Origin of the sequence: Pseudomonas sp. NY15372 (assembly GCF_048068215.1) — a bacterium.
GTDB lineage: Bacteria > Pseudomonadota > Gammaproteobacteria > Pseudomonadales > Pseudomonadaceae > Aquipseudomonas > Aquipseudomonas guariconensis_A.
On sequence record NZ_JBLUPY010000023.1, the window covers coordinates 1 to 17,869 of the forward strand.

17 protein-coding genes and 1 pseudogene are annotated in these 17,869 nt (G+C 65.6%); 11 read left to right on the forward strand and 7 right to left on the reverse strand.

What is annotated here, in order from left to right; all coding sequences use genetic code 11:
• Window positions 1-264: 264 nt before the first annotated feature.
• Both ACNFG0_RS15840 and ACNFG0_RS15845 read left to right on the forward strand, forming a co-directional pair.
• The gene (locus ACNFG0_RS15840; protein ID WP_416765548.1) at window positions 265-1,227 is read left to right on the forward strand and encodes an alpha/beta hydrolase; all 963 of its coding nucleotides are present in this window, start codon (window positions 265-267) and stop codon (window positions 1,225-1,227) included.
• A gap of 201 nt (window positions 1,228-1,428) precedes the next feature.
• Window positions 1,429-2,217: a hypothetical protein gene (locus tag ACNFG0_RS15845; protein WP_196145783.1), complete on the forward strand. Its 789-nt coding sequence runs from the start codon at window positions 1,429-1,431 to the stop codon at window positions 2,215-2,217.
• Window positions 2,218-2,306: 89 nt separating this feature from the next.
• Here ACNFG0_RS15845 and prmB read toward each other — a convergent pair whose 3' ends face one another.
• Window positions 2,307-3,215, reverse strand: coding sequence for a 50S ribosomal protein L3 N(5)-glutamine methyltransferase (prmB, locus tag ACNFG0_RS15850; RefSeq protein WP_196155906.1), 909 nt, complete (start codon window positions 3,213-3,215; stop codon window positions 2,307-2,309).
• A gap of 178 nt (window positions 3,216-3,393) precedes the next feature.
• Between prmB and ACNFG0_RS15855 the strand changes: the two genes are divergently transcribed.
• The 5 genes from ACNFG0_RS15855 to ACNFG0_RS15875 all read left to right on the forward strand — a co-directional run bounded on the left by ACNFG0_RS15855 (window position 3,394) and on the right by ACNFG0_RS15875 (window position 6,017).
• Window positions 3,394-3,984 carry a cysteine hydrolase family protein gene (locus tag ACNFG0_RS15855; protein WP_416765549.1) on the forward strand — a complete coding sequence of 197 codons (591 nt, stop codon included), beginning with the start codon at window positions 3,394-3,396 and terminating at the stop codon, window positions 3,982-3,984.
• A gap of 58 nt (window positions 3,985-4,042) precedes the next feature.
• On the forward strand, window positions 4,043-4,363 hold the full coding sequence (locus ACNFG0_RS15860; RefSeq protein ID WP_084854952.1) for a hypothetical protein: 321 nt from the start codon (window positions 4,043-4,045) through the stop codon (window positions 4,361-4,363).
• A gap of 43 nt (window positions 4,364-4,406) precedes the next feature.
• Window positions 4,407-4,967 carry a Smr/MutS family protein gene (locus ACNFG0_RS15865; protein ID WP_196145780.1) on the forward strand — a complete coding sequence of 187 codons (561 nt, stop codon included), beginning with the start codon at window positions 4,407-4,409 and terminating at the stop codon, window positions 4,965-4,967.
• Between the two features lie 70 nt (window positions 4,968-5,037).
• Window positions 5,038-5,583, forward strand: coding sequence for a GTP cyclohydrolase I FolE (folE, locus tag ACNFG0_RS15870; RefSeq protein WP_196145779.1), 546 nt, complete (start codon window positions 5,038-5,040; stop codon window positions 5,581-5,583).
• A 62-nt stretch (window positions 5,584-5,645) separates the two neighbouring features.
• The gene (locus ACNFG0_RS15875) at window positions 5,646-6,017 is read left to right on the forward strand and encodes a glutaredoxin family protein (RefSeq protein ID WP_416765550.1); all 372 of its coding nucleotides are present in this window, start codon (window positions 5,646-5,648) and stop codon (window positions 6,015-6,017) included.
• Window positions 6,018-6,428: 411 nt separating this feature from the next.
• Here ACNFG0_RS15875 and ACNFG0_RS15880 read toward each other — a convergent pair whose 3' ends face one another.
• Window positions 6,429-7,031, reverse strand: coding sequence for a glutathione S-transferase family protein (locus tag ACNFG0_RS15880; RefSeq protein ID WP_196145778.1), 603 nt, complete (start codon window positions 7,029-7,031; stop codon window positions 6,429-6,431).
• Between the two features lie 144 nt (window positions 7,032-7,175).
• Here ACNFG0_RS15880 and ACNFG0_RS15885 point away from each other — a divergent pair, with 144 nt between their 5' ends.
• Window positions 7,176-8,366 carry a benzoate/H(+) symporter BenE family transporter gene (locus tag ACNFG0_RS15885; RefSeq protein ID WP_416765552.1) on the forward strand — a complete coding sequence of 397 codons (1,191 nt, stop codon included), beginning with the start codon at window positions 7,176-7,178 and terminating at the stop codon, window positions 8,364-8,366.
• Window positions 8,367-8,489: 123 nt separating this feature from the next.
• Here the strand turns inward: ACNFG0_RS15885 and ACNFG0_RS15890 are convergent, their stop codons facing one another.
• The 3 genes and pseudogenes from ACNFG0_RS15890 to ACNFG0_RS15900 form a co-directional block, all read right to left on the reverse strand.
• Window positions 8,490-9,362: a methyl-accepting chemotaxis protein gene (locus ACNFG0_RS15890; RefSeq protein WP_416765594.1), complete on the reverse strand. Its 873-nt coding sequence runs from the start codon at window positions 9,360-9,362 to the stop codon at window positions 8,490-8,492.
• Window positions 9,351-10,430 (reverse strand): annotated as a pseudogene (locus ACNFG0_RS15895) (HAMP domain-containing protein); the annotation flags it as partial. The gene ACNFG0_RS15890 and the pseudogene ACNFG0_RS15895, both read right to left, overlap by 12 nt.
• 210 nt (window positions 10,431-10,640) lie before the next feature.
• Window positions 10,641-12,038: a PLP-dependent aminotransferase family protein gene (locus ACNFG0_RS15900; protein WP_416765554.1), complete on the reverse strand. Its 1,398-nt coding sequence runs from the start codon at window positions 12,036-12,038 to the stop codon at window positions 10,641-10,643.
• Between the two features lie 415 nt (window positions 12,039-12,453).
• Between ACNFG0_RS15900 and ACNFG0_RS15905 the strand changes: the two genes are divergently transcribed.
• Together ACNFG0_RS15905 and ACNFG0_RS15910 are read left to right on the forward strand one after the other, a co-directional pair.
• The gene (locus ACNFG0_RS15905) at window positions 12,454-13,701 is read left to right on the forward strand and encodes an MFS transporter (RefSeq protein ID WP_416765555.1); all 1,248 of its coding nucleotides are present in this window, start codon (window positions 12,454-12,456) and stop codon (window positions 13,699-13,701) included.
• A 94-nt stretch (window positions 13,702-13,795) separates the two neighbouring features.
• The gene (locus ACNFG0_RS15910; RefSeq protein WP_416765557.1) at window positions 13,796-14,641 is read left to right on the forward strand and encodes a lipopolysaccharide kinase InaA family protein; all 846 of its coding nucleotides are present in this window, start codon (window positions 13,796-13,798) and stop codon (window positions 14,639-14,641) included.
• 3 nt (window positions 14,642-14,644) lie between these two features.
• Here ACNFG0_RS15910 and ACNFG0_RS15915 read toward each other — a convergent pair whose 3' ends face one another.
• Window positions 14,645-15,406, reverse strand: coding sequence for an SDR family oxidoreductase (locus tag ACNFG0_RS15915; protein WP_196145772.1), 762 nt, complete (start codon window positions 15,404-15,406; stop codon window positions 14,645-14,647).
• Window positions 15,407-15,676: 270 nt separating this feature from the next.
• On the opposite strand from ACNFG0_RS15915, the gene ACNFG0_RS15920 reads away from it, so the two are divergent.
• A complete protein-coding gene (locus ACNFG0_RS15920; protein ID WP_196145771.1) occupies window positions 15,677-16,678 on the forward strand; it encodes an NADP-dependent oxidoreductase in 1,002 nt (333 codons plus the stop codon).
• Between the two features lie 398 nt (window positions 16,679-17,076).
• On the opposite strand, the gene pyrF is transcribed toward ACNFG0_RS15920, so the two are convergent.
• Entirely contained in the window at window positions 17,077-17,778 is a 702-nt protein-coding gene (gene pyrF / locus ACNFG0_RS15925; RefSeq protein ID WP_196155914.1) for an orotidine-5'-phosphate decarboxylase, read from the reverse strand.
• Window positions 17,779-17,869: the final 91 nt, after the last annotated feature.

Below are 17,869 nucleotides of genomic sequence, written 5' to 3' on the forward strand. Positions count from 1 at the left end.
CGGATAGGTTGCCTGTACTGGCCCAATCGCCGGCCAGCCGGCGCCCCCATTCAGCCAGCAGGGGGCTGGTGGGGGCCGGCGTGCCGGCGCCGTCAGGGAGCCTGCACGGGCGCGGGGGGTGCCGGGTTGCCGGCTCCTTTAGTCAGCCTGCAGGGGCGGGGTGGGAGCCGGCTTGCCGGCTATTGGGCCAGTGGCTTGGAACCCACTTGCCGAACCTTCCACCGCCCCCCCGGTCCAACCGACATCCCTCCAAGTAGTAGCCCAATGATGTTGCGCTTCGCCGCCCTGCTCTTGCTGCTGTGCGCCAGCCTCGCCCAGGCCGCCGCCCCTACCGTTCTACAACGCCCCATCGACCTGGACACCGGCCAAGGCGTACTGCATGGCAGCCTGTTGCTGCCCCAGGAAGACACCCCGCCCCCGGTGGTGCTGATCATCGCCGGCTCCGGCCCCACCGACCGCAACGGCAACAATCCCGCCAGCGGCCGCCTGGACAACCTCAGGCGCCTGGCCCTGCTGTTGGCCGGTGAGCACATCGCCAGCGTGCGCTTCGACAAGCGCGGGGTGGCCGCCAGCCAACCGGCCACCCCGGACGAGCGCGACCTCAGCGTCGAGCGCTACGTGGCCGACGTCGTGGCCTGGGGGCGCAAGCTCAAGGCCGACTCGCGCTTCGGCCCATTGATCCTGCTCGGGCACAGCGAAGGCGCACTGATCGCCAGCCTGGCTGCCGAACAGGCCGGAGCCAGTGCGGTAATCACCGTGGCCGGCAGCGGCCGGCCGGTGGCGGATGTGCTGCGCGAACAACTGGCCCAGCGCCTGCCACCTGCGCAGCTGGCACGGGGCAATGCGGTGATCGACCGCCTGCAGGCCGGGCAGACCACCCTCGACGTGCCCGCCCCGCTGCGCGAGGTGTTCCGCCCTAGCGTGCAGCCGTACCTGATCTCGCTGTTGCGCCAGGACCCGGCGGCGGCCTTTGCCCGCCTGCCGATGCCGGCACTGATCCTCCAGGGCCGCAACGACGTGCAGGTGGACGTGGCCGACGCCGAGCGCCTGAAGGCGGCCAAGCCCGATGCGCAGCTGGTGCTGATCGAGGGCATGAACCACATGCTGCGCATAAGCCCGCGGGGCATGAGCCAGCAACGCGACAGCTACCGCAACCCGGAGCTGCCGCTGGCCCGGGAGCTGGGGGAGCGGATCGTCGCATTCGTTCGTCAGGTGGCACGGGAATAGATCGGGCTCAGGAAGTCGTTTTCGCTGCCGATAACGGGAGTTATCGAGGCGGTAATCGGTGTACAGGGGCCGCTTTGCGGCCCAATCGCGGGCAAGCCCGCTCCCACAGGGGCTGGTTGTGGGAGCGGGCTTGCCCGCGATTGGGCTGCACCGCAGCCCCTGTACGCCAACGCGCCCGCCGTGCATTCGAGGATACCCCTGATGACCGACGCCCCCGCTGCCGTTGAGGCGGACGAAGAGCCACACGCCCCGGAAAGCGCCCCGCTGCCGTGGGAAGACCTGGCCCCCGAACACTTCCAGCTGCTGCGCCTGGCGCCCTTGCCTACCGAGCGCACCAGCGGCGCCCGGCCTCTGCGCTTCGTCGAATTTGGCCATGCCGAACGCCACAGCAAGGAACACAGCCTGTTGCGCCTGGTGATCCGCCTGCCAGGGCAAAAGGTGCGCAAGGAGCAGAACCACTTGGACGTCCGTGTCGACCACGAGCAGCGCCTGGTGCGCATCGGCGGCGACAGCGGGCTGCAGCTCGAGCCGCTGAACCGCGGCCTGGGCCGCTTTTTGCTCGGCCAGGCGGTGCAATGGCTGCAGCGGCGCTGGTCGCATTACCAGGTGGAAGGCATGAGCCTGCCGAGCAAGGACGCCCTCAACGAAGACAGCCGCCTGCGCCGTGATCACGTGCTGCGCGGCGTGGGCCTGGACGTGGAATACGCCGACGGGCAACTGCTCAAGGCCCGGACCGTGGAAACCCCGGTGGGCCAGCTCAAGGGCGGCTGGAACGGCGAGAAGGTACAGCGCGTCGACATTATCGAGGCCGCGGGCATGCTGCAGCAGGCCGAACAGCAGCTGCTGGAAAAGGAAGCGCAACTGCGCGAACGCGATGAGCGGGTGGCCAAGTACCGGCGCGAGGACAGCGGGTTGCGCTTTACCATTACCTGCCTGGTGGCGTTTGCGGTGTTCCAGGCCGGGTTGTTGATTTGGATTGCCACGCGGTGAGCGTTTGGCCAAGGGGCCGCGTTGCGGCCCTTTCGCGGCGCAAGGCCGCTCCTACAGGGGGTTGCGCGCCGCTGTAGGCGCGCGCTTGATCAAACCCTGGAACGGAACAGCTCCCGATGCTGCCGGCACTGCTCGGCCGTCAGCATGAACACGCCGTGCCCGCCGCGCTCGAATTCCAGCCAGGCGAAGTCCACCTCAGGGTACAGCGCCTCGACATGCACCTGGCTGTTGCCCACTTCGACGATCAACAAGCCCTTCTCGGTCAGGTGCTCGGCCGCTTCGGCGAGCATGCGCCGCACCAGGTCCAGGCCGTCGTTGCCGCAGGCCAGGCCCAGCTCGGGTTCGTGGTGGTACTCGGCCGGCATGTCGGCGAAATCTTCGGCATCGACATAGGGCGGGTTGGACAGGATCAGGTCGAAACGCTGCCCCGGCAACCCGGCGAAGCCGTCGCCCTGCACGGTATAGACCCGCTCCTCCAGGCCATGGCGTTCGATGTTCTGGTTGGCCACCTCCAACGCCTCGAAGGACAGGTCGGCCAGCACCACCTCGGCCTCGGGGAACACGTCGGCGGCGACGATGCCGATGCACCCGGAGCCGGTGCACAGGTCGAGGATGCGCGCAGGTTCAGCCGCGAGCCAGGGTTCCAAGCGCTTCTCGAGCAGCTCGCCAATGGGCGAACGGGGCACCAGCACGCGCTCGTCGACCAGAAACGACATACCGCAGAACCATGCCTCGCCCAGCAGGTAGGCGGTCGGCACGCGGTCTTCGATACGGCGCTTGAGCAGGTGCTGCAGGCGCACCCGCTCGTCATCTTCCAACTGGCAATCCAGGTAGCTGTCGGCCACTTCCCACGGCAAGTGCACGGCACCCAGCACCAGCAGGCGGGCTTCGTCCCAGGCGTTGTCGGCACCGTGGCCGAAGAACAACTCGTGCTCATGGAAGCGGCTGACCGCCCAGCGGATATGGTCGCGCAGGGTGCGCAGACGGGATGTGATCACGGGGGACTCCTTTTCAGACAGGACAAAAGTCTAACAGCCCACCGCCACAAATGTTCCCCCCGAATCCCCCGCCGGTAGCCAGAAGCCAGTAACCATGCCGTCTGCAATGTCAACCATTCACATTGTCGCCGTTGCAGGGGAGAATAGGTATACAAAAGCCCTACCCAAGGAGCCCTTGATGTCCGTTCCAACCACGATGTTCCGCCTCAGCGGCCGCGACTACCCGCCGGCCAAGCTGGGCCAAGCCAGCCTGATCATCATCGATGCGCAAAAGGAGTACCTCAGCGGTCCCCTGGCGCTCTCGGGCATGGACGAGGCCGTGGCCAACATCGCCCGGTTGCTCGACGCCGCACGCAAAGCCGGCCGTCCGATCATCCACGTCCGCCACCTGGGCACCGTTGGCGGCCTGTTCGACCCCCAGGGCGCCCGTGGCGAGTTCATCCCGGGCCTGGAGCCGCGCGAAGGCGAGATCATCATCGAAAAGCGCATGCCCAACGCGTTCAAGAACACCAAGCTGCACGAGACGCTGCAGGAGCTGGGCCACTTGGACCTGATCGTCTGCGGCTTCATGAGCCACTCCAGCGTCAGCACCACCGTGCGCCGCGCCAAGGACTATGGTTATCGTTGCACCCTGGTCGAGGATGCCTCCACCACCCGCGATCTGGCCCTCAAGGACACGGTCATCCCGGCCGCGCAGATCCACCAGTGCGAAATGGCCGTGATGGCCGACAACTTCGCCTGCGTCGCCCCGACCGCCAGCCTGATCTGAGGCGGAACCCAAGGGCCGACCCCAGGTCGAATTCCGGATACCCACAGAGGACATCGGAATGAAGCTCAAAGGCAGTTTCGACGCCAAGCGCCTGCGCCAGCGCGAGCCGCGCAACTGGGGTGCGCGCCTGGCGGCCGGCCTGTCCGCCCTGGTGGCGACCCTGGGCATCCTTTTGGCCATGGCCGGCATTGCCGGCCTGTTGGGCAACTACGATGCCCTGGCCGAACTCAACGCCAACCGCCCCCTGGCCGTGACCCTCACGGTCGGGGGGCTGGTGTTGCTGTACCTGGGCGTGCGCTTCTGGCGCCGCAGCCGTATCCGCCTGCGCCGTGGGCACGGGCTGAACCTGGCGCCGCATCTGATGAAGAAGCACGACTGACGGCCCACACTCGCGTAAACTACGCCGCCCACGTGGAGGCAGCATGCAAGACGACGACTTTTCCCTGTTCCAGGCCGAGATCCGCGGCGTGAAACCGATCAAGCACGACCGCGCCGATGTCGGCAAGCCCAAGGCTGACCGCAAGCAGTTGGCCGGCCTGCGCCAGGCCGCGACGGTGCGCAGCGACCAGCCCCTGGTGATCGACGGCTTGTCCGACCAGTTCGTCATCGACGTCGGCGCCGAAGACGAGCTGATGTGGCGTCGCGACGGCGTGCAGGAAAGCCAGATCCGCAAGCTCAAGCTGGGCCAGATCCCGTTCGAGGGCAGCCTCGACCTGCACGGCATGACCGTGGAGCGGGCTCGCGAGACCCTCTGGGACTTCATCGCCGAAGCCACCAAGCTCGAAGTGCGCTGCGTGCGCGTCACCCACGGCAAGGCCGCGCGCCTGGACGGCAAGCGCCCGATGATCAAGAGCCACGTCAACACCTGGCTGCGCCAGCACCCGCAGGTGCTCGGCTTCGCCTCCTGCCAGGCCCGCCACGGCGGCACGGGTGCGGTGTACGTGATGCTCAAGCGGACCATGCTCGAAGGCCGCGACGAGTGACGCCGCGCTTGCAGCATGGCCCTGGCCGCCGTACCCTTCGTCTTTGCGATTAATCCCCACAGGTAGATCCATGTCCCTGGAACAGAACTACACCGAGATCCTCAGCCAGCTCGGCGAGGACGTCTCCCGCGAAGGGCTGCTCGATACGCCCAAGCGGGCCGCAAAGGCCATGAAGTACCTTTGCCGCGGTTATGAACAAACCCTGGAAGAAGTCACCAACGGCGCGCTGTTCACCTCCGACAACAGCGAGATGGTGCTGGTCCGGGACATCGAGCTGTATTCGATGTGCGAACACCACATGCTGCCGTTCATCGGCAAGGCCCACGTGGCCTACCTGCCCCAGGGCAAGGTGCTGGGCCTGTCGAAGGTCGCCCGCATCGTCGACATGTATGCCCGTCGCCTGCAGATCCAGGAAAACCTCAGCCGCCAGATCGCCGAGGCCGTGGAAAAAGTCACCGGCGCCGCCGGCGTGGCCGTGGTGATCGAGGCCAAGCACATGTGCATGATGATGCGCGGTGTGGAAAAACAGAACTCGACCATGATCACCTCGGTGATGCTCGGCGCATTCCGCAGCAATGCAGCGACCCGCAGCGAGTTCCTCAGCCTGATCAAGTGATCGGCCGATGATTGCGAGCCGACCCTTGGGGGTCGGCTTTTTCATGTCTTCAGGAGTTGCCCATGATCGTCAAAGCCTTGCGGGTCGGCCTCGGCCAGCTCATCGTGTTCGGCGACTGGATCAGCCGCCCGGCCAAGCGCAAGCGCGACGCCGCGGCCCAGGCGCGTGTCGAGCAGGAGGCCAAGGGCCTCGCGCTGTACCAGTTCCACGCCTGCCCGTTTTGCGTCAAGACCCGTCGCACCCTGCACCGCCTGAATGTGCCGGTGCAATTGCGCGATGCGAAGAACGACCCGGCGCACCGCCAGGCCCTGCTCGAAGGTGGCGGCCGGGTGAAGGTGCCGTGCCTGCGAATCGAGGAAGCGGGCAAGGTGACCTGGATGTACGAGTCCAAGGACATCATCGCCTACCTGGACAAGCGGTTCTCGGCGATCTGACCAGCCTGCGAAGGCCTACACCGGCCCAATCGCCGGCAAGCCGGCTCTCATAGAACAACGCATAACTATTTGATTTTGCAGGCCTTGTGGGAGGGGGGGGGGGGGGTGCGTGTGGGGGGGGGGGGGGGGCCGGGGTTTGGGCGGGCCCTTATAACCCGGGGGCGTGGCACGGGGTCCCCCTTTGATCGCGGGACAAGCCCGCTCCCACAGGGGGGCGGCGCTAGCCGCTTGTTCTCTGCCCGACAGCGCAGCCTGAAGGTCTGGGTAATCTCCCACAGATGTGGACTGCTCCCCAAGGGTTGGATTTTTTGTCCAACTTCTTGGGGGCAGTCCAGATGTAGGAGCCGGCTTGCGAAGTGTGGGAGCCGGCTTGCCGGCGATTGGGCCGGTGCAGGTAACGAAGTGCCTGGGTCAATCGAGCATCGGCACATGCCGCGGATGGCTCGCCACCCGCGCCAGCCAGGCCCGCACCGCCGGGTACTCGGCCAGGTCGAACCCGCCCTGCTGGGCCACGTGGGTGTAGGCGTACAACGCCACATCGGCGATCGAATACTGGTCCCCCACCAGGTACGGCGTCATCTGCAGTTGCTTCTCCATCACCTTGAGCGCCTTGTAGCCGCCCTTGTGCAGCTTGCGGTACTCCTCCACGCGATCGTCCGGCAAGCCCAGGTAGAACTGGATGAAACGCGCCACGGCGATGTACGGCTCATGGCTGTACTGCTCGAAGAACTGCCACTGCAGCACCTGGGTGCGCAGGCGCGGTTCGCTGGGCAGGAACTCGCTGCCGTCGGCCAGGTAGTTGAGGATGGCGTTTGACTCCCACAGGCAGGTGCCATCCTCGAGCTGCAGCACCGGTACCTTGCCGTTGGGGTTCATGGCCAGAAACTCGGGCGTCTCGGTCTCACCCTTGAGAATATCCACCGGATGCCATGTGTAAGGGCGATCCAGCAGGTGCAGCATCAGCTTGATCTTGTAGCAGTTGCCCGACTGGTAATCCCCATAAACCTTGTACATCACCCCTTCCCTCTCGTGCAGTTGCGCAATCGTGCCCAATAGTTGGCGACTGTACGGCTAAATGCAATGGTTGCTGTATTGCAAGCATTGCGCCGGGTCACGGTACGCTGAAAAAACTGCTTACACGTTTACAAGGACTTTCCCATGACCGATGCCACTTCCGCGCCGTTGCGCCCCCTGGCAGACAGTTCCCCGTCGGCGATCGTCGCCGGCTTCATCGCCATGCTCACCGGCTATACCAGTTCCTTGGTGCTGATGTTCCAGGCCGGCCAGGCTGCGGGCTTGACCAATGCGCAGATCTCCTCGTGGATCTGGGCCCTGTCGATCGGCATGGCGGTGTGCAGCATCGGCTTGTCGCTGCGCTACCGCACGCCAGTGACCATTGCCTGGTCGACCCCAGGTGCGGCGCTGCTGATCACCAGCCTGGGCGGGGTGAGCTATGGCGAGGCTATTGGCGCGTACATCACCTGCGCGGTGCTGGTGCTGATCTGCGGCCTGACCGGCAGCTTCGAACGCCTGGTGCGGCGTATCCCGGCGTCGCTGGCCTCGGCCTTGCTGGCCGGCATCCTGTTCAAGATCGGTAGCGAGATCTTCGTCGCCGCCCAGCACCGTACCGTGCTGGTGCTGGGCATGTTCTTCAGCTACCTGGTGGTCAAGCGCCTGTCGCCGCGCTATTGCGTGCTGGCCGCATTGCTGGTGGGCACGGCGCTGTCCGGCGCCCTGGGCCTGCTGGACTTCAGCAGCTTCCAACTGGAGGTGGCCAAGCCTGTGTGGACCACCCCGAGCCTCTCGCTGGCGGCGACCATCAGCATCGGTATCCCGTTGTTCGTGGTGGCCATGACCTCGCAGAACATGCCCGGCGTCGCCGTGCTGCGCGCCGACGGCTACCAGGTGCCAGCCTCGCCGTTGATCTCGGCCACCGGCCTGGCCTCGCTGCTGCTGGCGCCGTTCGGCTCCCACGGCATCAACCTGGCGGCGATCAGCGCGGCGATCTGCACCGGGCCGCATGCCCATGAAGACCCGAGCAAGCGCTACACCGCGGCGGTGTGGTGCGGAATCTTCTACGGCATCGCCGGGGTGTTCGGGGCCACGTTGGCGGCGCTGTTTGCGGCCTTGCCCAAGGAGCTGGTGCTGTCGATCGCCGCGCTGGCGTTGTTCGGTTCGATCATGAACGGGTTGAGCGTGGCCATGGGCGAGGTGCGCGAGCGGGAGGCGGCGTTGATCACCTTCATGGTCACGGCCTCGGGGTTCACGCTGTTTTCCATCGGGTCGGCGTTCTGGGGGATCGTGGCGGGGGTGTTGACCTTGCTGATACTGAGCCCGCGCAAGGCCTGAGCCGAGCGGTGCCTGTACCGGCCCTATCGCCGGCAAGCCGGCTCCCACAGGATACTCACCGCTCTTAGGACCCGTGGAGCACCTGTGGGAGCCGGCTTGCCGGCGATAGGGCCGGTGCGGCAATTACAGCCGGAAGTGCCCCACCATCCCTTTCAGCTCATCGCCTAACTGCGCCAGCTCCACACTGGACCGGGCATTGTCCTGCATGGCCAACGCCGCCTGGTCGGCACTGCCGCGGATCTGCGTGACGCTGCGGCTGATTTCCTCGGCTACCGAACTTTGCTGCTCGGCCGCCGCAGCGATTTGTTGATTCATCTGCTGGATCAACGAAACCGCCGCGGCGATGCTGCCCAGGGCACTTTCGGTGTGCAGGGCATCGGCCACGGCCAAGCGCACCAGCTCGGTGCTGCCGCGAATCTGCGCCACCGACTGGGCGGCATTGCCGCGCAGGCTGGCGACCAGGCGCTCGATTTCTTCGGTGGACTGCCGGGTACGCCGGGCCAGGGCCCTTACTTCATCGGCCACCACCGCGAAACCACGGCCCTGCTCGCCCGCCCGAGCAGCTTCGATGGCGGCGTTGAGCGCCAGCAGGTTGGTCTGCTCGGCGACGCTCTTGATCACTTCGAGCACATCGCCAATGGTGTGAATTTCGTCGCTGAGGCTGTCGATGCCAGCGCTGGCCGTCTCCGCCGCCGCCGCCAATTGCTCGATGCGCTGCATGCTCTGGCGCACCACCTGCTGGCCAGACTCGACCTTCTCATCGGCGCTCTGCGCAGCCTGGGCCGCTTCTTCGGCATTGCGCGCCACATCGTGCACGGTGGCGGTCATCTGCTGCATGGCCGTGGCCACCTGCTCGGTTTCTTCCTTCTGGCTGCCGACCTCACGGTTGGTCTGCTCGGTCACCGCCGACAACGCCTGGGCATTGCCGGCCAGCTGCTCGATGCCCTGCTGCAGGCCGCTGACGATACCGGAAAGCCCCGCCGCCATCTGCTGCATGGCCAAGGTCAGCTGGCCAACTTCGTCACGCCGGGTGGTTTCGGTGTCGAGGGCCAGGTCGCCTGCGGCGATGCGTTGGGCGCGGGCGATCACGCGCTTGAGCGGGCCGACCACGGCGCGGGTGATCAGCCAGGCGGCCAGCACACCCACCAGCAATGCCAGGGCGGTGGCCAAGCCGATGGCGACGGCCTTGCGGGCCAGCTCGCCCTGCATGGCCTGCTCCTGGGCAGCGTAGGCTTGGTCGACCCGCGCGGTGACCTGCTCGGCGCGGGCCTGAAGCTGTGCCTTGATGCCCTGCTCCTTGGCCAGCAGGTCGGTGTACTCGTTGAGCTTTTCGGAGAAGCTGGCGATGTGCCCGGCCACTTCGCCGAGCACGCTCTGGTAGCCGGTATCGGCCACCGAGCCCTTGAGCTGTTCGACCAACGCCCCGGCCTCGACGGTCTGGGCGATGCGCCCCTCGTTGACCGCCTCCTCGCCTTTGCGCCCCTGCTCCAGGCGCACCCGCGCCTCGTCCATGGCCTGCAGCATCAGCCGCGACACCTGGGCCACCTGCCCAGCCTGCTCGAGGAATTCGCTGCCCTGCTGGCCCTGGGACTGCTTGAGGGTGTAGGTGCCGTCGTCGGCCAGGCCCATCTGCAGCACATCGAGGTTGTTGGCCACGCTGGACACCGACCAGCTGGCCATGTCCAGGGCCAGCTCCTTGGCCTGCACCGCTTCGACGAAGACATCGAAGGCCTGGCCATAGGCGGTGAGGTCGGCTTGTGCTGCGGCCAGGGCAGGCAGGCTGCCGGCGCGTTCGACCAGGCTCTGCAGGTCGTTGCGCAGGGCTTCGGCTTCCTTGATGTCCGAACGCAGGGCGAAGGATTGCTCGTGCTGGCGCAGCTTGAGCAGGTCGGTGTTGAACTGGCTCATCTGGCGCAGACTGTCGAAGCGCTGGCCGACGCCGTGGAGGGCGAAGACACCGATGGCGGCGACCGCCAGCGTCAGCAGCAGGACCAGCGCAAAGCCCAGGCCGAGCTTGCGGGCCATGCCCAGGTTGGCCAGAACACCGTGTTGGGTTGCCCTCATTGCCTTTTCCCCCTGAGTTCGAGGGCCGCTGTGCGGCCCATCGCAGGGCAAGCCCGCGCCTACAGGGATCGCGCCCTCCTGTAGGAGCGGCCTTGTGCCGCGATGGCTGCAAAGCAGCCCTTTTTATTCAGCCAAGAGTGGCAACACCCGCCCCTCACCCACAAGACCCGGCCACCACAATGGTGTCAAATAGCTATGACCGTGTCGCTTTCAGCTTGCTGAAGGTCGCCCTGCGTACCGAAAGAACGCCTGGGCGCGCGGGTCCTGCCCGTAGGCGACGTTGATGCGCAGCCAATCGCTGGGCGCGCCCTCAGGGTCGAAGGCGCTGCCCGGGGTCAACAGCACCGCGTGTTCCAAGGCGATGCGCTCAAGGCTGGCGAAGCCTCGCCCCGGCGACCGGGCCCAGACGAACATGCCGCCGTAGGGCTCGCAGAACACCTCCCAGCCGAACGCCTCCAGTTGCCCCAGCACCTTGGCCATATGCTGCCCCAGGCGTACCCGCAGGCGCTGCACGCTCTTGCGGTAGCTGCCATTGGCGAGCATCTGCCCCACCACCTGCTCGGCGAAGCGCGAGGTGCCGATACCGGCGACCATCTTCAATTCGGCCAGGCGGGCAACCAGCGCGGCGTCGGCCACCAGGTAGCCGACCCGCAGGGAACTGCTCAAGGTCTTGGAGAAGCTGGCCATGTAGATCACCCGCTGCTCGCTGTCGAGGGTCGCCAGGCGGGTGGCCGGGCCGTCCTGGAAGTCGGCGTAGAGGTCGTCCTCGATGATCCGCAGGTCATGTTCCCGCGCCAGCTCCAGCAGGCGATAGGCGACCTTGGGGGTCAGGCTGGTGCCGGTCGGGTTGTGGTACAGGCTGTTGATGAACAGGCAGCGCGGGCGATGCTCGGCCAGCAGGCGCTCGAGGGCCGCCAGGTCCGGGCCGCTGGCCGTGCGCGGCACCGGCAGCATGCGCACCTGGTGCTGACGCAGCAGGTTGAACAGGTTGTAGTAGCCGGGGCTTTCCACCAGCACCGCATCGCCCGGGCGCAACAGGGTGCGCACCAGCAGGTCGAGGGCATGGCTGGCGCCCTGGGTGGTGAGGATGCGCTCCGGGCCAGCCGGAATGTCCAGGCGTGCCAGGCGCTTGTGCAACTGCTGGCGCAGGCTGGCCAGGCCCAGGGGTGGGCAATAGTCGAACAGGTCTTCTACGCTGCCGCGGCTGACCTGGCGGATGGCCTGGGCCAGCTCGGTGTGGGCGCGCCAGGCACCCGGCAGCCAGCCGCAGCCGAGCTTGAGCAGTTCACCGTGCCCTTCGCGGAATTGGCGCCAGCTGCCGTCGCCGGCCTCGCCCCAGGGTTGAGCATCTTCGACCTCGAGCCCGGGTTTGCGCTCGGCGACGAAAAAACCGGTGCCGTGGCGCGCCTCCAGCCAGCCACTGGCGACCAGGCGGTCGTAGGCCTCGATCACGCAGGATGCGCTGACCGCCAATGTGCGCGCCTGGGTGCGGATGGAAGGCAGGCGGGCGCCGGGGCGCAGGCGTTGGCGTTCGATCCTGGCTTGGAGCTGGTCGGTGAGCTGTTGCACCAGGGGGGTGGTGGATTGGCGGTCCAGGTGGATGGGCATGGCAAGTGTTCGCTGATTTTGTGCGAACAGTTAAGCATAAATGGGGTGGGAGTGTGCCTTGTGGGTGGCAGGGGCTGGGGGCACTGTTGTGTTCAACGGCCCAATCGCCGGCAAGCCGGCTCCCACAAGGACCCGCAAAATCAAATCGTTGTGCGTTGCTTTGTGGGAGATCACCCAGCCCTCCCGGGCTGCGCTATCGCGCAGAGAACAAGCGGCTAGCACTGTCCCTCTGTGGGAGCGGGCTTGCCCCGCGATCAAGGGCGAAGCCCTTGCCAGGCGACGGTGATATCGGGCCGGCCTAATCGCGGGGCAAGCCCGCTCCCACAAGGACCTGCAAAATCAAATCGTTATGCGTTGCTTTGTGGGAGCCGGCTTGCCGGCGATTGCGCCCGTTCAAACAACCAAGGATGCCAAGATGCCCACCCGCTCAGCCCCGGCCCGCCTGGCCTTCGCCCTCTGCCTGATCACCCTGGCGGTCAATCTCCAGGCCCCTTTGTACATCGCCTATGCCGACCTCTCCGGCCAAGGCGCGGCCGCCACCGCCGCGGCCTTCTCCGGCTACGTGCTAGGCGTGCTGCCGGTGTTGCTGGCCCTCGGCGGCCTGGCCGACCGCATCGGCCGACGCCCGCTGATCCTCGCCGCCCTGGCCCTGTCGATGGTCGCCACCGTGCTGATGCTGTTGGCACCCGGCCTGCAGACCCTGGGCATCGCTCGCCTGTTCCTTGGGCTTGGCACCGGCCTGGCCTCGGCGACCGCCACCGCCTACATGGGCGAATTCATGGCCGGCGGCGATACCAGCCGCGCCGCCAACTGGGTCACCGCCAGCACCTCCCTGGGCTTCGGCCTTGGCGCTGCACTGACCAGCCTGTTCCTGTTAAGCGGCCCAACCCTGACCCCTGGCAGCTTCCATCTGCAGCTGGCCCTCGCCGCCCTCGCCCTGGCGCTCGTCTGGCGCCTGCCCGACCCACGGCCTGCGCAACGCAGCGCCATGCTGCGCCTGCCTTTCTACCCCGCCGGCAGCCTGGCCTATGGCCTGGCCATCCTGCTGGCGTGGGCCTGTGTCGGGCTGGTGATCGCCTTGCTGCCCGGCATCCTGCGACAACACGGCCTAAGTGCCTGGTCGGGGTTCTCCACCTTCTGCGTGATCAGCTGCGGCTTGCTGTTCCAGCCCATGGCCCGCCGCCTGTCCAGCGCCCGCGCCACTCTGCTGGGGCTCGTGATCCTGCCGTGCAGCTATGCCCTGCTGGCGTGGGGCGCCGACAGCGGGCACTTGGTGGCCGTGCTGGCCGGCGCGGTGGCGGCGAGCAGCGCGTGCTACGGGTTCATCTACCTGGGTGGGCTGGCGGCGGTGAACCACCTGGCTGGCGCCGAGAAAACCCGTGCCAGTGCGGGGTTCTTCCTGCTGGCCTACCTCGGGTTCAGTTTGCCGGTGATCGTTACCGGAGTGCTCAGTGACCGGCTCGGTTCGCGTATGGCGCTGGTGGTGTTTGGCGCTGCGTTGGTAGTGGGATGCGTGGCGGTTGGAGTGGCGTTGATGATGTCGAGTGGGAGCGGGCTTGCCCCGCGATCAAGGGCGAAGCCCTTGCCATACCACCGCGAAAGCAGGCCAGGCCCAATCGCGGGACAAGCTCCCAACGTCGAACGACGCCCACGGAGGTTATAGACGGGCGCATGTAAATTAAAATTTGCACCACAAAGGTGAAATAACTGTAATATTACAAAGAGTGATGGCATTTTGATACTTACAAGGATGTAGCGTGGTCCGCAATACCCCAGAATGGTCCAATGATTTTCCGCATGTCGTGAAGCACCAACGCACCACTCTGCATTTCAAAGCCCCTCTGCGTCCCCATACCCGACATGCCCTCGAGCGGTTGATCGACCAGGCCAGCCGCAGCAAACGCATCAGCACGCCTCTCGATTGCCCGGAGCGAGCATTCTTCACCAAGCGTGAAAAGCTCGACTCACTGAAGAAGAAATGGCGCGTGCAAAGAGGTCGCCCAAAACGCAATGGCATGTTCGATTGGCCGCTCGAAGAACTGATCAACACGCAGGAGGCTTCGCGACGCGGCGCTCGTGTACCACCTTTGGTAGGGTATGGCTATAGCCGCTCCAAGCTCGGGCTAGTGCAGGACCTGTTCCTGATTACCCAACACTTGGATGAATATCATGATGGGCTGGCCTTACTGCGCCAGAGCCCAGAGGCGATCGACAACATAATCCAGGCCGCTTTCGAATTGCTGCACGCTCTCCATAGCCTGGGCATTACTCATATGGACCTATGGGCTGCCAATATCATGTTGCCCACCCGACCTGGCGCCCAGCCCCAAGCCATCGATCTGGAAAATAGCTTCCACGTTCCGACAGACTTTCTTGGTGAAACGCTGGGCTTCCAGTTCGGATTCTTCTATTTCCGCGAAGTCTATCGCTACATCACCGAAGCCGATTACGACACCCAGGTGGAACAAGCCCTCTCACAATATTTTCCCCATATCGACCGGGAGGCATTCGAGCGGGTGTACCAGATTGCCAAGCACCAGGACATCGGACGATTGGAGCGTCGCGATATCTTTCTCACAGGCACCGTCAACGCCCAGTACTGATTCTTAGATCGCCATAGCTCCACCATCCACCGCCAGGCTATGCCCCGTGGTGAACGCCGCCCCATCGCTGCACAAATACAACACCGCACTGGCAATCTCCTCCACCTTGCCGATGCGCCCCACCGGGTGCATCGCCGCGGCGAACTCTGCTTTGCGTGGGTCCGCCTCGTAGGCACGGCGGAACATGTCGGTGTCGATCACCGCCGGGCACACCGCATTCACCCGGATGCCCTTCTTGGCGTATTCGATCGCCGCGGACTTGGTCAGGCCGATCACCGCATGCTTGGAGGCGCTGTAGATGCTCATCTTCGGTGCAGCCCCCAGCCCTGCCACCGAGGCCGTATTGACGATGGCCCCACCGCCAGCGGCAAGCATCAGGGGCAGTTGGTATTTCATGCACAGCCACACGCCCTTGACGTTCACGCCCATGATCGCGTCGAACTCCGCCTCGCTGCCCTCGGCCAGGCGGCCCTTCTCGATCTCGATGCCGGCGTTGTTGAAGGCATAGTCCAGGCGGCCATAGGCCTCGATGACCTGCTCATGCAACGCGCGCACCTCGCTCTCACGGGTAACGTCGCAGGCCAGGAACAGCGCTTGCCCGCCTGCCTCGCGAATCAGCGCCACCGTCGCCTCGCCAGCTGGCCCATCGCGGTCGGCCACCACCACCTTCAAACCTTCGCCAGCGAACGCCAATGCCGTCGCCCGGCCTATACCTGCCCCGCCGCCGGTGACCAGGGCAACCTGGCCGGAAAAGGTCATGCTCATTGCTGGCTCCTGCATGCTGATTGTCGTGCAGGGAGTCTAGACAGATCGTGTAGCGGCTGGGCAGCAGGATCAGCCGGGTGGATCGGGGTGTATTTACAGAGGCTGTGGTGCTTGATCCGAAGAGCGCCTGGGGCTATCAAGTGGGTTGAACTGAAGAATCGTGTAGCCCCCATCGCGGGACAAGCCCGCTCCCACAGGGCTCAGCATCATCCCTGGGGCTTGCCCCGCGATTGGGCCCGCACTGCCAACCCGAGCCGAAGGGAACCTCTCATGTCCCACACCAACCGCCGCTTCCTGCTGACCCGCCGCCCCGTCGGCGCCGTACGCCGCGATGACTTCACCTACGAACAGGTGCCCGCCGCCGAGCCCGCCGAAGGCCAGGTGCTGGTCAAGAACCTCTACTTGTCCTTGGACCCTGCCATGCGCGGCTGGATGAACGAAGGCAAGTCCTACATCCCGCCCGTGGCTCTGGGCCAGGTGATGCGCGCCCTGGGCGTCGGCGAAGTGATCGCCTCCAGGCACCCCGACTTCCAGCCTGGCGACCACGTCAACGGCCCGCTCGGCGTGCAGGACTATTTCACCGGCGAACCCCAGGGCCTGTACAAGATCGACCCACGCCTGGCACCCCTGCCCCGCTACCTCTCGGCCCTGGGCATGACCGGCATGACCGCCTACTTCGCCCTGCTCGACGTCGGCCAGCCCAAGGCCGGCGACACCGTGGTCATCTCCGGCGCCGCCGGTGCGGTCGGTAGCATTGCTGGGCAGATCGCCAAGCTCAAGGGCTGCCGCGTGGTCGGCATCGCCGGTGGCGAAGAAAAATGCCGCTACCTCAAGGACGAACTCGGCTTCGACGGCGTCATCGACTACAAGGCCGAGGACGTACTGGCCGGCCTCAAGCGCGAATGCCCCAACGGTGTGGACGTGTACTTCGACAACGTCGGCGGCGACATCCTCGACGCCGTGCTCAGCCGCCTGAACTTCAAGGCCCGTGTGGTCATCTGCGGTGCTATCAGCCAGTACAACAACAAGGAAGCCGTCAAAGGCCCGGCCAACTACCTGTCGCTGTTGGTCAACCGCGCGCGGATGGAAGGCTTCGTGGTGCTGGACTACGCCAAGGAGTATGGCAAGGCCGCCCAGGAGATCGCCGGCTGGCTGGCCAGCGGCGAAGTGAAGAGCAAGGAAGATGTGGTAGACGGGCTGGAGACCTTCCCGGAGACGCTGCTCAAACTGTTCAGCGGGGAGAATTTCGGGAAGCTTGTGCTCAAGGTTTGAGGTATGTGCCCGTCAATGCCGGCCTAATCGCGGGACAAGCCCGCTCCCACACGGACCCAGTCGGCCGCAGCTTCTATGGCAGGCACCCTACCTGGGGAGATTTTCCAACACCATAGACTGCGCTGTCGTGCACAGAACAAGCGGCCAACACTGACCCCCTGTGGGAGCCGGCTTGCCGGCGATTGGGCCGCAAAGCGGCCCCAACCTCAAATCAACCGCGAATCTCAGCCACCACCACAGGGACCAGTCTGCCGCAGGTTTTATGGCAGACCCCTACCTGTGGAAGATTTCCCAACACCATAGACTGCGCTGTCGCGCAGAGAACAAGCGGCCAACACTGACCCCCTGTGGGAGCCGGCTTGCCGGCGATTGGGCCGCAAAGCGGCCCCAACCTCAAATCAACCGCGAATCTCAGCCACCACCGCGGCCAACGCCTGCGCCGGGTCCGCCGCCTGGCTGATCGGCCGCCCGATCACCAAATAATCCGACCCCGCATCCAGCGCCTGACGCGGCGTCAGGATTCGCCGTTGGTCATCCTGCGCACTGCCCGCCGGGCGAATGCCTGGGGTCACCAACTGCAGCGACGGATGCGCCGCCTTCAACGCCGGAGCCTCGAGCGCCGAACACACCAAGCCATCCATCCCCGCCTTCTCGGCCAGGGCCGCCAAGCGCAGCACCTGCTCCTGTGGGTCAACATCCAAACCGATACCGGCCAGGTCCTCACGCTCCATACTGGTCAGCACGGTCACGCCGATCAACAACGGCTGCGGCCCGCTACGCTTGGCCAGCTCTTCACGGCAGGCCGCCATCATGCGCAGGCCACCGGAGCAGTGCACGTTGACCATCCACACCCCCATCTCGGCCGCTGCCTTGACCGCCATCGCCGTGGTGTTGGGAATGTCGTGGAACTTGAGGTCGAGGAACACCTCGAAGCCCTTCTGGCACAGGGTCTCGACGATCCCCGAGGCGCTGCTGGTGAACAGCTCTTTGCCGACCTTCACCCGGCACAGGGCTGGATCGAGCTGGTCAGCCAGCTTCAGGGCGGCCTCACGGGTAGGGAAATCCAGGGCGACGATCAGGGGCGTCTGGCAGGCGGACATGGGCAGGGTCTCTTGGCAAGTCGAAAACGGCGCGCATTGTAAACGAAGTGGCGCCACCTTTGGGGGCCACGGCTCACGAGAATTGGCCCGG

Excerpts from the sequence above, each read along its gene's own strand:
- ACNFG0_RS15905 (WP_416765555.1), top strand. The coding sequence starts at position 12,454 with ATGCCCACCCGCTCAGCCCCGGCCCGCCTGGCCTTCGCCCTCTGCCTG.
- ACNFG0_RS15865 (WP_196145780.1), top strand. The coding sequence starts at position 4,407 with ATGCAAGACGACGACTTTTCCCTGTTCCAGGCCGAGATCCGCGGCGTG.
- ACNFG0_RS15845 (WP_196145783.1), top strand. The coding sequence starts at position 1,429 with ATGACCGACGCCCCCGCTGCCGTTGAGGCGGACGAAGAGCCACACGCC.
- ACNFG0_RS15900 (WP_416765554.1), bottom strand. The coding sequence starts at position 12,038 with ATGCCCATCCACCTGGACCGCCAATCCACCACCCCCCTGGTGCAACAG.
- ACNFG0_RS15915 (WP_196145772.1), bottom strand. The coding sequence starts at position 15,406 with ATGAGCATGACCTTTTCCGGCCAGGTTGCCCTGGTCACCGGCGGCGGG.
- ACNFG0_RS15885 (WP_416765552.1), top strand. The coding sequence starts at position 7,176 with ATGACCGATGCCACTTCCGCGCCGTTGCGCCCCCTGGCAGACAGTTCC.
- ACNFG0_RS15860 (WP_084854952.1), top strand. The coding sequence starts at position 4,043 with ATGAAGCTCAAAGGCAGTTTCGACGCCAAGCGCCTGCGCCAGCGCGAG.
- folE (WP_196145779.1), top strand. The coding sequence starts at position 5,038 with ATGTCCCTGGAACAGAACTACACCGAGATCCTCAGCCAGCTCGGCGAG.
- ACNFG0_RS15855 (WP_416765549.1), top strand. The coding sequence starts at position 3,394 with ATGTCCGTTCCAACCACGATGTTCCGCCTCAGCGGCCGCGACTACCCG.
- ACNFG0_RS15875 (WP_416765550.1), top strand. The coding sequence starts at position 5,646 with ATGATCGTCAAAGCCTTGCGGGTCGGCCTCGGCCAGCTCATCGTGTTC.
- ACNFG0_RS15890 (WP_416765594.1), bottom strand. The coding sequence starts at position 9,362 with ATGCAGCAGATGGCGGCGGGGCTTTCCGGTATCGTCAGCGGCCTGCAG.
- ACNFG0_RS15920 (WP_196145771.1), top strand. The coding sequence starts at position 15,677 with ATGTCCCACACCAACCGCCGCTTCCTGCTGACCCGCCGCCCCGTCGGC.
- ACNFG0_RS15840 (WP_416765548.1), top strand. The coding sequence starts at position 265 with ATGATGTTGCGCTTCGCCGCCCTGCTCTTGCTGCTGTGCGCCAGCCTC.
- ACNFG0_RS15880 (WP_196145778.1), bottom strand. The coding sequence starts at position 7,031 with ATGTACAAGGTTTATGGGGATTACCAGTCGGGCAACTGCTACAAGATC.
- pyrF (WP_196155914.1), bottom strand. The coding sequence starts at position 17,778 with ATGTCCGCCTGCCAGACGCCCCTGATCGTCGCCCTGGATTTCCCTACC.